This is a genomic window from Paenibacillus cucumis (ex Kampfer et al. 2016), assembly GCF_019748695.1.
Taxonomy (GTDB): domain Bacteria; phylum Bacillota; class Bacilli; order Paenibacillales; family Paenibacillaceae; genus Paenibacillus; species Paenibacillus polysaccharolyticus.
This window is the reverse complement of record NZ_JACLIC010000034.1, coordinates 35,987-49,444: the sequence shown is the minus strand read 5'-3', so window position 1 is coordinate 49,444 and position 13,458 is coordinate 35,987. Positions and strand designations below refer to the sequence as shown.

13 protein-coding genes are annotated in these 13,458 nt (G+C 46.6%); 10 read left to right on the top strand and 3 right to left on the bottom strand.

The genetic code is table 11. The annotated features are described in order from the left end of the window. The first annotated feature begins 12 nt into the window (after positions 1 to 12). From H7T88_RS20270 to H7T88_RS20245, 6 genes are all read left to right on the top strand, one after another. Positions 13 to 1,608, top strand: coding sequence for an extracellular solute-binding protein (locus tag H7T88_RS20270; RefSeq protein ID WP_154889952.1), 1,596 nt, complete (start codon positions 13 to 15; stop codon positions 1,606 to 1,608). A gap of 38 nt (positions 1,609 to 1,646) precedes the next feature. Beyond that, on the top strand, positions 1,647 to 2,615 hold the full coding sequence (locus H7T88_RS20265) for a LacI family DNA-binding transcriptional regulator (RefSeq protein ID WP_221790042.1): 969 nt from the start codon (positions 1,647 to 1,649) through the stop codon (positions 2,613 to 2,615). 206 nt (positions 2,616 to 2,821) lie between these two features. Continuing rightward, positions 2,822 to 3,934 carry a glycoside hydrolase family 88/105 protein gene (locus H7T88_RS20260; RefSeq protein ID WP_221790040.1) on the top strand — a complete coding sequence of 371 codons (1,113 nt, stop codon included), beginning with the start codon at positions 2,822 to 2,824 and terminating at the stop codon, positions 3,932 to 3,934. Further along, positions 3,931 to 4,977 carry a pectinesterase family protein gene (locus tag H7T88_RS20255; RefSeq protein WP_221790038.1) on the top strand — a complete coding sequence of 349 codons (1,047 nt, stop codon included), beginning with the start codon at positions 3,931 to 3,933 and terminating at the stop codon, positions 4,975 to 4,977. Before H7T88_RS20260 ends, H7T88_RS20255 begins: the two co-directional genes overlap by 4 nt. Before the next feature lie 156 nt (positions 4,978 to 5,133). Continuing rightward, the gene (locus H7T88_RS20250) at positions 5,134 to 6,471 is read left to right on the top strand and encodes a helix-turn-helix domain-containing protein (RefSeq protein ID WP_221790036.1); all 1,338 of its coding nucleotides are present in this window, start codon (positions 5,134 to 5,136) and stop codon (positions 6,469 to 6,471) included. Between the two features lie 112 nt (positions 6,472 to 6,583). Next, positions 6,584 to 6,763, top strand: coding sequence for an aspartyl-phosphate phosphatase Spo0E family protein (locus H7T88_RS20245; RefSeq protein WP_221790034.1), 180 nt, complete (start codon positions 6,584 to 6,586; stop codon positions 6,761 to 6,763). 49 nt (positions 6,764 to 6,812) lie between these two features. On the opposite strand, the gene H7T88_RS20240 is transcribed toward H7T88_RS20245, so the two are convergent. Together H7T88_RS20240 and H7T88_RS20235 are read right to left on the bottom strand one after the other, a co-directional pair. Further along, positions 6,813 to 7,655 (bottom strand): aldo/keto reductase, encoded by an 843-nt coding sequence (locus tag H7T88_RS20240; RefSeq protein WP_221790061.1) that lies wholly within the window; start codon positions 7,653 to 7,655, stop codon positions 6,813 to 6,815. Between the two features lie 207 nt (positions 7,656 to 7,862). Continuing rightward, entirely contained in the window at positions 7,863 to 9,083 is a 1,221-nt protein-coding gene (locus tag H7T88_RS20235; RefSeq protein WP_154889964.1) for an MFS transporter, read from the bottom strand. Positions 9,084 to 9,251: 168 nt separating this feature from the next. On the opposite strand from H7T88_RS20235, the gene H7T88_RS20230 reads away from it, so the two are divergent. The 3 genes from H7T88_RS20230 (at position 9,252) to H7T88_RS20220 (ending at position 10,929) form a co-directional block, all read left to right on the top strand. Continuing rightward, positions 9,252 to 9,650: a winged helix-turn-helix transcriptional regulator gene (locus tag H7T88_RS20230; protein WP_090921468.1), complete on the top strand. Its 399-nt coding sequence runs from the start codon at positions 9,252 to 9,254 to the stop codon at positions 9,648 to 9,650. Beyond that, positions 9,647 to 10,324, top strand: a complete 678-nt coding sequence (locus tag H7T88_RS20225; protein ID WP_221790033.1) for a TIGR00266 family protein — start codon at positions 9,647 to 9,649, stop codon at positions 10,322 to 10,324. The genes H7T88_RS20230 and H7T88_RS20225 overlap by 4 nt, the downstream gene beginning before the upstream one ends. A 143-nt stretch (positions 10,325 to 10,467) precedes the next feature. Further along, positions 10,468 to 10,929: a MarR family winged helix-turn-helix transcriptional regulator gene (locus tag H7T88_RS20220; protein WP_154889966.1), complete on the top strand. Its 462-nt coding sequence runs from the start codon at positions 10,468 to 10,470 to the stop codon at positions 10,927 to 10,929. Between the two features lie 136 nt (positions 10,930 to 11,065). Here the strand turns inward: H7T88_RS20220 and H7T88_RS20215 are convergent, their stop codons facing one another. Next, complete coding sequence (locus H7T88_RS20215) at positions 11,066 to 12,040, bottom strand: aldo/keto reductase (protein ID WP_221790031.1); 975 nt, start codon at positions 12,038 to 12,040, stop codon at positions 11,066 to 11,068. 112 nt (positions 12,041 to 12,152) lie between these two features. Here H7T88_RS20215 and H7T88_RS20210 point away from each other — a divergent pair, with 112 nt between their 5' ends. Beyond that, positions 12,153 to 13,226, top strand: a complete 1,074-nt coding sequence (locus H7T88_RS20210) for an LCP family protein (RefSeq protein ID WP_312027644.1) — start codon at positions 12,153 to 12,155, stop codon at positions 13,224 to 13,226. Positions 13,227 to 13,458 lie beyond the last annotated feature (232 nt).

Genomic DNA, 13,458 nt, shown 5'->3' with positions numbered 1-13,458 from the left:
GAGGAATGATGGATGAAAGTCAAAGGGGCAGGAAGAAAAAGTGTAATTGCGGCGATACTTGCGATCAGTTTGGCGGGTTGTAGCGGGGGAACGGGTGCAGGAACCGATGCGGGGAAAACACCTGAGAGTACAGAAAAAGCCTTCAATTATACCGGTGCTGGGCCGGTAACGGATCAACCGGATGCGAAGCTGTCAGTCCTGGCAACGAACGCATGGACAACCAACGTGGATCTGTCCACCGCAGCCATCGTTAAGAAAATTGAGAGTAATGCGGGTGTGAAAGTAGATTGGGATCTGATCCCTCCTCAAAACTATGCGGATGCGGTCAATCCGAGGCTGGCTGCCGGCACGGGGCTCCCGGATATCGTGTACCTGCCGGATCAGGATCAATTAATGAAGTACATTAACAGCGGTCTGTTCATCCCGATTAATGACCTGGTAGAGAAGTATGGCGTTAATCTCAAAAAAATATATGAAAAGTCGCCATCCGTGAAAGCCAGTTTAACCACGCCAGATGGTAAAATGTATTATGTTCCACAACAAACGCTGACGCGTAACTACATGCCTGTATTCATGGTGAATGAGCGTTGGCTCAAAAAGCTGGGACTATCTGAACCAACTACGCTGGATGAGTTCACAGCGATGCTGCGCAAATTTAAAACAGATGACCCGAACGGCAACGGCAAAGCCGATGAGATTCCATTGTCGATGGAATCGAAGTTTGTGCCGATGGCCTTTGGCCCAGCCTTTGGACTTGATCTATCGAACAATTTCTATGCAGATGATCAAGGCAAAGTACACTTTAGCTATTATGAGCCTGCTTACAAGGAATACCTGACTTACTTGAATGGTCTGTACAAAGAAGGTCTGCTGGGGGTGGACTACGCGAGTACCACAAGCGACCAGGTTACTTCAAGGATCTCGCAAGACGTAACGGGAGCGACGTTTAATTTCAGCTGGTATATGTCGATGGTTTACAGCCCGCTCTTCAAGGATTACAAGCCCGAAGAGCCGATCATCAAAGGTATTCTACCATTAAAAGGGCCACATGGAGATCAGTTCTATATCGGACGTACACCGGTTAGTGGTATCTTCGGCATCAGTAAAGATAGCAAAAATCCAGAACTGGCTTTCCGCTTCCTGGATTATGCAGTCAGTGATGAAGCACAGACATATTACACTTGGGGCATCAAGGATGATACGTATACAGAAGAGAATGGCGTGAAGAAATTCACGGATAAAGGTAAAGACAATGAATATATCCAGAAGCTCGGAATTGGCCCGGTCAACCTGCCAAACATCCAGTCCACGGATTCAGCGGATTCGATCGTTGCACCATGGCACGCCAAGCTGGATAAAGAATTAGAGAAATATGTGCGTGAGCCGTTCCCGTTTGTGTATGCTTTGCCGGATGAAGCGAGCGTAGAGAGCATGTCCATGCCTGACATCACCACGTATGTGGAAGAGATGAACTTCAAGTTTATTAGCGGTGATGCAAGCCTCGATCAGTTCGACAAGTACATCGAGACGCTAAAAAGCATGAATGTTGAACAGGTGATCGCAGGCAGACAAGCACAATACGATCGCTATAAAGCTGCACAGAAATAAGAGACAGGTTTCAGGCATATGAGAGGTGTTGATTCAATTTGATTACCATTAAAGATATTGCCAAACTGGCGGGGGTGAGCTACAGCACGGTATCGAAAGCACTGAATGATGATCCCCGGATCAAATCGGCGACCAAGCAGAAGGTGCTCGCGGTAGCGGAAAAACACCAATACCGGAAAAATATGCTGGCCCGGCAACTCTCCACCGGCAGAAGCAATATCATCGGTTTTGTGCTGGACGAACTGAGCAATCCATTGTTCTCCAACATTTCGGGTAGCCTGCATACCGAGCTGAAGAAGCGAGGATATCAGATGATTCTGGTTGTTGCCGATGACGGGGTGGACGTGTTCAGCCAGCTGCGTGTCGATGGTTGTATTCTGTGGGACTATGCGCTGGACAACCGGGATGCATTTTGGAAAAAGTTTGCGACCCTGAACATGCCGTGTTTTGTACTCGGTACAGATGAAGCCCCGAATTCTCCTTACATCAAGATTGATCGTAAGGAGGGGCTGTACAAGGCCGTGGAGCATCTGAAATCCCTCGGTCACAGCCGAATTGGATTCATCGGTAACTCGCAGCATGTCAAGCTGGAGGGTTATCGGGAAGCCTTGCAGCGCACAGGACTGGTTTTCAATGAGGACGATGTGTTGCCCGCGCATTCTTCGTGGGAAGACGGGTATTTCGCGATCCGGAACTATACGTTTGGCGCGGAGTCTCCCACGGCATTTATCGGCTTGAACAACCTCGTGACACGGGGAGCACTTCGGGCGTTGCTCGAAGCGGGCTACAGCGTGCCGCGTGATATCTCGATTATCGGTTATGACGATCTGCCGGATATGCAGTATGCCGAAGTAGCATTGACCACTATTGGTCCACCGCTAGATGAACTGGCCGCTCAGGCGGCAGAGCTTATCGTATCCCTAATCCGTGACGAGCAGGTAGATGTGCCAGTTGTTATCCAGCCGAAGCTGAATCTGCGTAATTCAACAGCAACGTGCCGGCAGTAATGCCGGCTTTAATAGAAAAGCGAGTGTAGCGAGTAACAATAGAAGTGCAGATAGAAAACAAGTTAATCCTAGAAAGATAGAAATTTGGATGTATGAACAAATGTAGAGCTGTCATAGAACGAACGGATGAGTGAGAGCAGTGGCTAGTAAAAGATTCGATGCATGTATTGCACTGAAACAAATACAAACTTCTAGGAGGTACCGCGATGCAGGTACAGACGCAGTTATCCTGGTCTGAGCGAATTGCAGCTACAATTATGCAGCAATGTAACGAGGACGGATTCCATGCATTCCCTTCCGGACGATGGGCATATGTGGAAGGTATGACGTTGATGGCTATGGCACGAACAGGAGAAGAATACGGCAAGCAGGAATATATCGATTTTATGAAAAGACATATGGATCTGTATGTGCATCCAGACGGCTCCATCGGTACCTACTCCCTGGAAGAATATAATCTGGATCAGATTAATCAAGGGAAGAACCTGTTTGCATTACTGGATGATGCCAAGGATGGGCGTTACGCAGAAGCTGCTCATCTGCTCGCAGCGCAGCTTGCAGGGCAGCCTCGTACATCCGAGGGTGGTTTCTGGCACAAAAAAATCTATCCGTTCCAGATGTGGCTGGATGGACTGTACATGTCTTCTCCTTTTCTCTCCCAATATGCGAAGACGTTTCAGCGGCCAGAGTTATTTGACGAAGTAGCTCATCAAATTCTGCTGGTCGAGCGCCAGACACGTGATCCACGTACCGGATTGTTATACCATGGCTGGGATGAATCGAAGGAGCAGATCTGGGCAGACTCCCTGACCGGATGTTCCCCGCACTTCTGGAGCCGAGCTATGGGTTGGTATGCCATGGCCATCGTGGATAGTGTCGAACATTTCCCGCTGAATCATCCTAAACGAGGGACGATTATTGGTATCTTTGAGCGGATGTGTAACGCTTTGGTACGAGTACAAGAGCAGGAGAGCGGACTATGGTTTCAGGTGCTGGATCAAGGGTTCCGCAAAGGAAACTATCTGGAAGCTTCAGGCTCAAGCATGTTTGTGTATGCACTTGCGAAAGGTGTTCGTTTGCGTTATCTGGAACCTCACTTCAGAACTGCAGCCGAAAAAGGGTGGCAAGGGCTTACGTCCAAGTTAATGGAGGAGACCACTGAAGGTGTTCGGTTGAACGGCATCTGCCACGGTGCAGGATTGAGTCTGGATCGTGATGGATCGTACGGCTACTATGTCAGTGAGGCCATTGTAAGCGATTCCTTCATGGGTGTTGCTCCGTTGTTGCTGGCCGCACTGGAAATGGAGCGTTTGCCATGACGGAGCAACGCTCGGCAGCGGATCTCGTGTTGGAGTCATCTGCTCCCTGTATTACGGTTGCTTCTGACGGATCAGGAGATTATACAACCATTCAGGCGGCAGTGGATGCTCATCCAGATCATGGTACTCACGGCCTTCCGATTCGAGTGAAGGCAGGCGTGTATTATGAGAAGCTGCACATGGATAAGCCGGGCATCCATCTGATTGGTGAGGGCGCCGAGCAGACGATCATCACCTATGATGACCATGCACTCAAGCGATTTCCCGACGGTTCACAGTATCATACATTCCATTCGTACACAGCGTTTATCGGGGCTGATGATTTCAAGGCGGAAGGCATCTCTTTCGTGAATTCGGCTGGGCCAGGTAGCGAGGTAGGACAGGCGCTAGCAGTCTATGTGGATGGGGATCGTGCTGTGTTCCGCGGATGCCGTTTTATCGGTCATCAGGATACGATCTTTACCGGACCATTGCCTGAGCAACCGCTGGACCGCAGTTATTTCGGCGGGCCTCGTGACGGTGCCGAGCGCAGGAAGTTAAGACAGTACTTCGAGGATTGTTATATCGAAGGGGATATCGACTTTATTTTTGGCTCGGCTACGGTTGTGTTCAAGGGTTGCGAGATCTTCACGAAGAGTCGCTTGACGGAAGCGGAGGTTGCAGAAGGACATGTTAATGGCTGGATTACAGCAGCTTCTACACCAGAGGATGTTCGTTACGGATATGTGTTTGTCGAATGTGATCTGACCAGTAATGCCCCTCCGCAATCGGTGTATCTGGGCAGGCCGTGGCGTAATCATTCCAAAGTCTGTTTCCTGAACTGCTGGCTGGGTGCTCATGTGAAACAGGAAGGCTGGCATAACTGGAACAAGATCGAAGCGGAAACCACGGTTAATTATGCCGAATATAAAAGTGCCGGGCCAGGAGCCGGACGTGCAGATATGCGTGTGCCTTGGTGCAACATATTGAAGGACGAAGAAGCAGCCGAGTATGCGTTGTCACTCGTTCTGTCAGGGGAGGATGGCTGGAAGCCATTTGAATAAGCCGAGGCTGTGTCTAAATTTCGAATCGAATTTAGGTACAGCCTCTTTGGTGCTTTTTTACGTGCTGGATAATATTTGGACCCATGAATGATTCTTAATTGGTATAGTTATGTACAGGGGATTCAACCCATTACTTGTACGTTTGTGGAGGTGTGAATGATGGAGTGTACAAATTCAATTCGAGAAAGATTGATGCAGTACATACAGGATAATCATATTAAACATTCACACTTTGCTGTGACATCAGGCATAAATTCAGGGACGCTCAGCCGTATATTACAAGGCAATAAGCCCATATCTATGAATCAACTTATAGCGATTACCGCGGGTATGGGATTACCTGAAGATTATTTTTTTGATGATTATATAGACGAGTGTTTTTCAACCCTGATCTCCATCAGACGTATACGGCCGTTTATATTTCGTTGCGCTGATTTGAATCGAGTGGATTGTATCCAGCATATCACAAACCGTATTTTAGAAGACCTTGCTTATGTTCCCGTATTATTTGAGATGGCTGAGGAGTTATTTGACAATAACAAAAAAATGGCTGCAGCAGTTTTATACCGAGGGGTATGTGAAGCGGAAAAGTATCAGCATTCTGAGCGTCTTGCACGTTGCCAATATCGTTTGTTTCTAATTGATCAAGGGGACAATATGGAAAAAAATATACGAGCGGCGACTCAGTTTGAGACATACGTGAACCGGCTGGATGAAACCGATCAGCTTGAAGCATTAAAGCAATTATCACATGCATTCGGAATGGCCCATAAATGGGAGAAAGTGAATACACTTGCCAAAGAGATGCAACGAATCGCAACGATACAATATGAATTGCAACACCGTTCTGTTCGTTCGGAAGAAGTAAAGAAGGAGACAGAAAGACCGCTTTATTATTATATTTTATACGCCTATCTGGCCCAAGCTACAGCAAGTGAGAAGTGCGGTGATTACAAAAGAGCACTGGAACTTGTAGGTCTATATGATAATGGGGAACGCTGGGTTCGAGAGAAAGACGAGCAAGCTCAGCAGATTATTGGACAATTCTCAGAATGGGCTATTGCGAATACCTACCTGTATCGTCTGATGTCAGGAGAAGTGCAGATTATAAATGAATATGCTGATTATATAGCAACTCGCGAAGGTGAGATATTCATTGCTCTATGGCACATGATCCAGGCAGCGAATATATATCATTTCAATATTGACACGATTTTGGAACGATTTGCAGGATATATACCTTATCAATCGGGAAAAGCTGAATTCGGGGAGTATAAACCGACGATAATAAAAGAAAAATACGTCCAGTTTTTAGGGGATTTGGCCGTGTATCGCTTCGTTGAAAGTAAGGATAATCACTCTGCCACAGAGCTTATGTTAGAGGGCTTGAATCTATCTATAGCTATGGGGAGTAGCACAATTCTTAATTCCTGCTTAGCTATTTTCGAAAAAATTAGAGATCGTTCAGAGTTTTATGAAGCTAAGCAAGGCTAGAGATGGCCGTGTATTCGGTCAAATTTCATATAATAGTACTCTTTTTGTGCCTTTAAATTAATAATCTATATTCTGACATCAGATTCTACAATGTTTCAGAGAGGCTAATTTGATGAGAAAAAGTGTGCTTATACATTTGAAAATGGAGCGGGCTAGAAGCCACCTGCACGAACTTGCGAAGAAATATAACGGATTTCTGCATCCTGAAGTAATCAAGCAGTCGGTGATTCTGGATAAACTCGTTGACCAGTTTAATCATAAAGAAGAAAGCAAAAACAAAGCCGATGGATGAATAATCGACTTTGTTTGATAGGTTAATGGTCTTAATTTAAAGAATTGAATTAAAAATCAAAGTTATCCGGGTCCGGACCTACGCGCACATTCTCGTTCAACGAGTTGATCCGTTCCATCTCCTTAGTGGACAGCTCAAAGTCGAATATGTCAGCATTTTCGATAATCCGATGTTCTTTGGTTGATTTCGGGATGGTCACGACACCATTTTGCAGATCCCAGCGTAGGATGACTTGAGCGACAGACTTGTTCTTGGATGTAGCAATCTCCGTGAGTACCGCGTTGTCCAGCAATTCGCCTTGCATTAACGGTGACCAGGCCTCGAGCTGAATGCCATGCTGCTTACAAAATGATTTTAAATCCTCCTGCGTTAGACGCGGGTGGTACTCCACTTGGTTGACCATCGGTTTCACTTGTGCATCCTGCATCAGATCTTGCAGGTGATGAATTTGAAAATTACTTACGCCAATTGCACGGATTCGGCCTGCTGCGTACAATTCCTCCATGGCTTTCCATGCACCCTTGTATTTGCCGGCTTTGGGCCAGTGAATCAGGTATAGATCGAGAACTTCCAGTCCCAGCTTGTTCATCGTGGTATCAAATGCGGCAAGTGTTTCCGTATATCCAAGATCAGCATTCCATACCTTAGAGGTAATAAAGAGGTCTTCGCGCTTTAACCCGTTTTCTTGCAATGCCTCAGCGATGGCCTGTCCAACTCCTGCTTCATTGCCGTAGATCGCTGCTGTGTCGATACTGCGGTAACCGTGTTTGATTGCACTTTTCACCGCCTCAATCAGTTCTGATCCCTCTTCGACCTTGAATACGCCTAGGCCAAACCAAGGCATGTGAACACCGTTATGCAATGTTGTAGTCGATTGTAGATTTTTTGCTATTGTCATGAGAAATCCTCCTTGAAATCTGTTTATATTTCTATTTAAAGTGATATTGCCAACAATTCATGATACAAAATTAAATCATACTAGATCAAATAACGTCCAACCTATATAGTAACGTATATAGTCTGTCGATATATAATATGAGGCCGGATACGGATTCGAGCGGTCTCTGATCTATAACGAGAAAGGTGCTTTTCTTCCAGATCAAACCTTAACAGGGTTTGGTTCCAACCTGTCTGAGTTTGTCGTAACTTGCTGTTCAAGATGTTGCGCCCATATCGTCAGGATTGCCGCAATAAGCACCATTAATGCACCGACCCATGTGGTATGGATCAAACCGATGGAGTCATTCACGACTCCGCCCAGATAGGCACCTATAGCAATTCCCCCGTTAAACGCAGCAATATTAAAAGCTGACGCGACATCTTTGGCTTGCGGTGCAAACTTTTCTGCGAGTGTAACCACAACGACTTGAAGGCCAGGTACATTCATGAAAGCAAGCAAGCCCATGCCCATAATGGTCACCAGTGCAGCCCATTTGAATGGAACGGTGAAATACAGGATGCCAAGGATGATCGTTTGCACAATGAACATGACAAGAAGTGACTTCAATGGCTTGCGGTTGGCTGCTTTACCGCCAATCATATTACCAATGGCAATGGCCACACCGTACAACAGCAGAATGATAGCGATCGTTTGATCCGAATAACCGCTGATGTCATGCAATAGCGGAGACAAGTATGTGAACACGACAAATGTGCCTCCATAGCCTACAGCCGTGATGATAAAAGCAAGCATCAGACGACCGCGTGTTACGAGTCTCACCTGATCCCGAAAGGGTGTACGTGTACCACGTTGTAACGTTGAGGGCACAAGCAAGAGGTTAGCGATCAGGGCAAGGATGCCAACAGCTACAATCAGAATAAAGGCTGCCCGCCAGCCAAGATTTTGGCCTACGAATGTACCAATAGGCACACCGGTTACCGTTGCAATGGTCAGTCCCGAGAACATCGTGGCAATAGCACTTGCTCTGCGGCCTTCTGGTACCAGATCAGCTGCTATGGTGGAGCCAATCGACATGAACAAGCCATGTGCGAGAGCGGATATCACCCGTGCGATAAGAAGTACAGTAATCCCGGTGGATAATGATGCCAGGGTGTTACCGGCAATAAAAACCAACATGATCGCGAGCAGCAACGTTTTGCGTGATATAGCCGATGTAAGTGATGTTAGAATCGGTGCACCGAACATCACACCCAGAGCATATATGGTAACGGTTAGCCCTGCTGAAGATACACTAATATGAAGATCATTTGCGATCAGTGGCAAGAGTCCTACACTGATAAACTCCGTCGTACCGATTGCGAAAGCGCTGATTGCTAATGCCAGTAGCGCCCAAGTGCTGTGTTTTGTCTCATGATGCATGTCCTGTTCAACTCCTAGAATGTAGATTTGCTTACCGGCAAATGCTATTATGAATTATTCGGTATGACATGAACAGTACGTACTTTTTAGTACCCTACGTACTTTTTGGTGCCTGCACATTAGCATGAACGGAAGCAAATCATAGATGCATCAGGGAGGAAGACAACGATGGAGCGCAAAAAATATAATATATCTGTTGAAGCAACGCTGGAGGTTATTGGCGGCAAATGGAAATGTGTTATTCTCTGTCACCTGACACATGGAAAGAAACGAACCAGTGATCTGAAGCGTATCATGCCCGCAATCACCCAAAAGATGTTAACGCAGCAACTGCGGGAGCTGGAGAATGACGGCATTGTAAAAAGAATCGTGTACAATCAGGTGCCACCCAAGGTAGAGTATGAATTGAGTGAATACGGCCGGAGTTTAGAGCCCATTCTGACCGCACTATGTAATTGGGGTGACCAGCATATCATCAAGGAATATGGCGACAAAGCAGCCGTGCTGGAGGATAATGGACTCAATGACTTTACTACCGACAATGACAGGGAGCTGATGAAACCGTGAAATACGAAATTCTATACGACGGCGCATTTGCTATGCTTAAGGTAGATTTACAGCGTGGAGAGCGTTTCAAGGCTGAAAGTGGAGCCATGGTGTCCATGTCGCCTACCGTTGAACTCAAAGGATCAGCAGAAGGCGGTGTGCTCGCCGGATTTGGCCGTATGCTGAGTGGAGAGAAATTTTTCTTTCAGGAATTGACGGCCGCCGGGGGAAGCGCGGAGATTTTGTTATCTCCATCAACTCTGGGCAGTGTGGAGGCTGTAGAACTGGATGGCTCGTACTCTCTCTATGTACAGAAAGACGGATTTCTGGCAGGAACAGAAGGCATTCAGGTGAATACCAAAATGCAGAATCTGAAAAAAGGTCTTTTTTCCGGAGAAGGCTTCTTTATAATTGAAATCAGTGGACGAGGCACTGTGTTTCTGTCCTCATATGGTGCGATACATCCTATACAATTGGCTGCTGGCGAAGAGATTATTGTCGATAATGCTCACTTGGTGGCTTGGCCTCATTACGTTGATTATCGCATCGAAAAAGCATCCCAAGGCTGGTTGTCCAGTGTGACGAGTGGGGAAGGGTTGGTTTGCCGTTTTCGAGGAGAGGGCACCATCTTGATTCAGAGTCGAAATCCGCAGGGATTTGGTCAATGGATAAAACAGTTTATTCCTACACGATAAATCGTTATATTATTTCATAGATGAATGAATAGAGATGCAACGGAAGTGTATTTCGAAGCGTTATTATAACAGATTCGTTATACCATGTATGATATATACATACATCTCTGTTGCACAAGATCGTACATCACGGAGGTAGAACAATGAAAAGCTCACGATACACGAATCCGCAAGATAGTCCCGGATACCTGTTATGGCAGGTAACAACGATGTGGCAGAAGGAAGTGCGCAGGGTATTAGAACCCCTTGATCTGACACAGCCCCAATTTATTTTACTGCATACTTGTTTATGGCTTAATGAGCGTGACTTGGAAGGCAAGGGAGTTACCCAGGTACAGATTGCTCATTTTGCCAATGTAGACGTTAATGTTACCTCCCAAGTGTTACGAGCCCTCGAAAAAAGAGGTTACGTTAAGCGTGAGCGTCATCAGACGGACACACGGGCTAATATCATTACGACAACGCCTGAAGGCACAAGGCTGGCGATTGAAGGCATGAATCTCGTGGAGGAATCGGATAAAAACTTCTTCGAACTTCTCGCGGATCGTAAAGAGGGTTATATGGAAATCATGCAGGAGTTTATTCGGAATAGAGCAGAACATTAATACGGATTACATTTTGATTCATCAGCGGCTTTCGTTTACATGAGTGAATTCATGATATATTTTGCGCGAAAAATGACGAAAAATGGATAAACCTCCCTAACCATGTAAGGTTGGAAGGTTTATTTGTCATTAAAATCTAATCCAGTCTGTAGGATGCGAATGGCTGGCCATAACGGAAATCCTCGCTCAGCTGATCCAGTTCAGTCAGCAATTGATCTGAAAGCTTTAGGTCAAGGCTAGCCAGATTATGCTCTAGCTGCTCCGTCTGCGTGGCTCCTACAATTACGGTGGATACGGCCGGGCGAGTTAATAGCCATGCGAGGGATAGTGTACTTGGAGAGCAACCGGCGGCCTCTGCCTTGGCACTTACCTGCTCGCTTAGCCGAATATTATGCTCCAGCAAGAAGCGGTTGAACGACGGGTCGGTATCTGCTCTGGAGCCAGACGGAATACTGGCTTGTCCATTGTATTTTCCCGTCAGGATACCTCCAGCCAGAGGGAAATACGGGATAATGCCTACACTTTGATCGAGACACAGCGGAACGAGTTCGTTCTCAGGTGTTCGATCGGCGAGCGAGTAACTGGTTTGCGTGGAGATATACCGCGCATATCCACGCATCTCGCTAATGCCGAGGGCTTTCATTAGCTCCCAGGCGGCGTAATTGGAGGCGCCGATGTAGCGCACTTTGCCGGACGTAATCATGTCGTCGAGCGTGCGCAGGGTTTCATCCAGCGGGGTATGCGGGTCAAAGGTATGGATCTGGTACAGATCAACATAATCCGTCTGCAGACGCCGCAGGCTATGTTCCAGCTCTTGCTGTAGATGGTAGCGCGAGGAACCGCGCCCATGGGGACCATCATGCCGGGGCAAACCGGCTTTGGTTGCAAGCACAGCGTTTTCCCGCCGACCGGCCAGTGCCTGTCCAATGATTCGTTCCGATTCGGTGCCAGCATAGATGTTGGCGGTGTCAATAAAGTTGATGCCACGGTCCAGCGCTGCATGAAGAATGCGGGTCGAGGCGGCCTGATCTGCTCTTTTGCCAAATGCATTTGTGCCCAGTCCCAGTGCCGATACGCGCAGACCGCTGTTGCCTAAACGTCGATATTCCATCTCTCATCGCTCCTTTGGTGTCCAGTATTTGTATAGCCGATTATATCGTAATCTATTGAAAACGTGTTATTAATATAGTTAAATGAATGAAGAAACCGCAACTAAAGGAGATATGATGGAAAACAGTGCTGCACATTTAACTAGACGGAAGCCGAAGAAACCGAAGAAAAAATGGAAGAAGCCCCTTATCATCATACTGAGTTTATTGATTGTGCTCGGAGGCATCGGATTCATCTATCAGAAACAACTCGTTGTGCTGGCATTTAACCTGTTCGCCTCAGGTACGGTGAAGGAAGCTTTGGATGATTCGTATAAAGCCGCAGGGGATAAGGATGCGCCTGTTGTTCAACATACCGATCCTTTTTCATTGTTGCTGTTGGGCATTGACCAGCGGGATAATGAGCCAAGCCGTTCGGACACGATCATCTATTCTGTCGTGCGTCCAGAGGATAATAAAGTGTTATTGTTGTCTATTCCGCGTGACTCCTACACTGAAATTGTGGGTCGTGATGTGAAGTCCAAGATTAACTCGGCTTATGCCCACGGCGAAGCTAAAATGGCGATGGATACGGTGGAGAAGCTGCTGGAGAACAAAGTGGATTTCTATGCGGCGATTAACTTTCACGGTTTGAAAGACATTGTCGATGCGGTGGGCGGCGTGGAGCTGCCGATTAAGAAAGATATTGAGAATAAAAGTAAAGCGCATGAGAAGCTGTTCGTGCAAGCTAACAAACCGATCTATAACGGCGAAGAGGCGCTGGGATATGTGCGTTATCGAGAGGATTCCGATTTCAACCGTACGATGCGTCACCGGATTTTCCTAAGTGCGTTCATGAATCGTGCGATGGAGGTCAAAAATCTGACCAAAATTCCAGACATCATCAAGATTGCCGGATCGAATTTTACAACAAATATGAAATCGGACTTTATTGTGAATTTTGCCGAGTCTCTATATATGAAGGACAGCATTCCAACCATCAGCAATTACATGCTGAAAGGCGATGGGAAAATGCGTAGCGGCACGTGGTATTATGATCTGTCTGATGAAGATCTAACCTATGTGCGAGGTATGATTACGAGCTGGCTTGACCCGAATACAACGCAATTGATTGAGCCGGAATCGGATGACAAGAAAGAGGGCACGGAGTCGTCAACACAAGATTCAACAACGCAGACGGGGAATTAAAGGGTTTAGTTATAAGTATGAACATGTACGTGGTAGTAGTGTGGGTAAATGGATATAAAACAAGCAAATAGTCTGGAAGCATAAAAGAAGCCTTGGGCAACTTTATGCTTCCAGGCTTTTTTGTGCTCTATTCGTTCAAGTGGTCAGGAGAAGCGGGATGAGTTGGGGCACCCGGCAAAGTGTTGGTAAGGTATCAGCAAAGTATCTGTTCTGTAAACCCTTTTTTGATCTA

Excerpts from the sequence above, each read along its gene's own strand:
- H7T88_RS20255 (WP_221790038.1), top strand. The coding sequence starts at position 3,931 with ATGACGGAGCAACGCTCGGCAGCGGATCTCGTGTTGGAGTCATCTGCT.
- H7T88_RS20235 (WP_154889964.1), bottom strand. The coding sequence starts at position 9,083 with ATGCATCATGAGACAAAACACAGCACTTGGGCGCTACTGGCATTAGCA.
- H7T88_RS20245 (WP_221790034.1), top strand. The coding sequence starts at position 6,584 with ATGAGAAAAAGTGTGCTTATACATTTGAAAATGGAGCGGGCTAGAAGC.
- H7T88_RS20250 (WP_221790036.1), top strand. The coding sequence starts at position 5,134 with ATGATGGAGTGTACAAATTCAATTCGAGAAAGATTGATGCAGTACATA.
- H7T88_RS20270 (WP_154889952.1), top strand. The coding sequence starts at position 13 with ATGAAAGTCAAAGGGGCAGGAAGAAAAAGTGTAATTGCGGCGATACTT.
- H7T88_RS20210 (WP_312027644.1), top strand. The coding sequence starts at position 12,153 with ATGATGGAAAACAGTGCTGCACATTTAACTAGACGGAAGCCGAAGAAA.
- H7T88_RS20260 (WP_221790040.1), top strand. The coding sequence starts at position 2,822 with ATGCAGGTACAGACGCAGTTATCCTGGTCTGAGCGAATTGCAGCTACA.
- H7T88_RS20220 (WP_154889966.1), top strand. The coding sequence starts at position 10,468 with ATGAAAAGCTCACGATACACGAATCCGCAAGATAGTCCCGGATACCTG.
- H7T88_RS20215 (WP_221790031.1), bottom strand. The coding sequence starts at position 12,040 with ATGGAATATCGACGTTTAGGCAACAGCGGTCTGCGCGTATCGGCACTG.
- H7T88_RS20230 (WP_090921468.1), top strand. The coding sequence starts at position 9,252 with ATGGAGCGCAAAAAATATAATATATCTGTTGAAGCAACGCTGGAGGTT.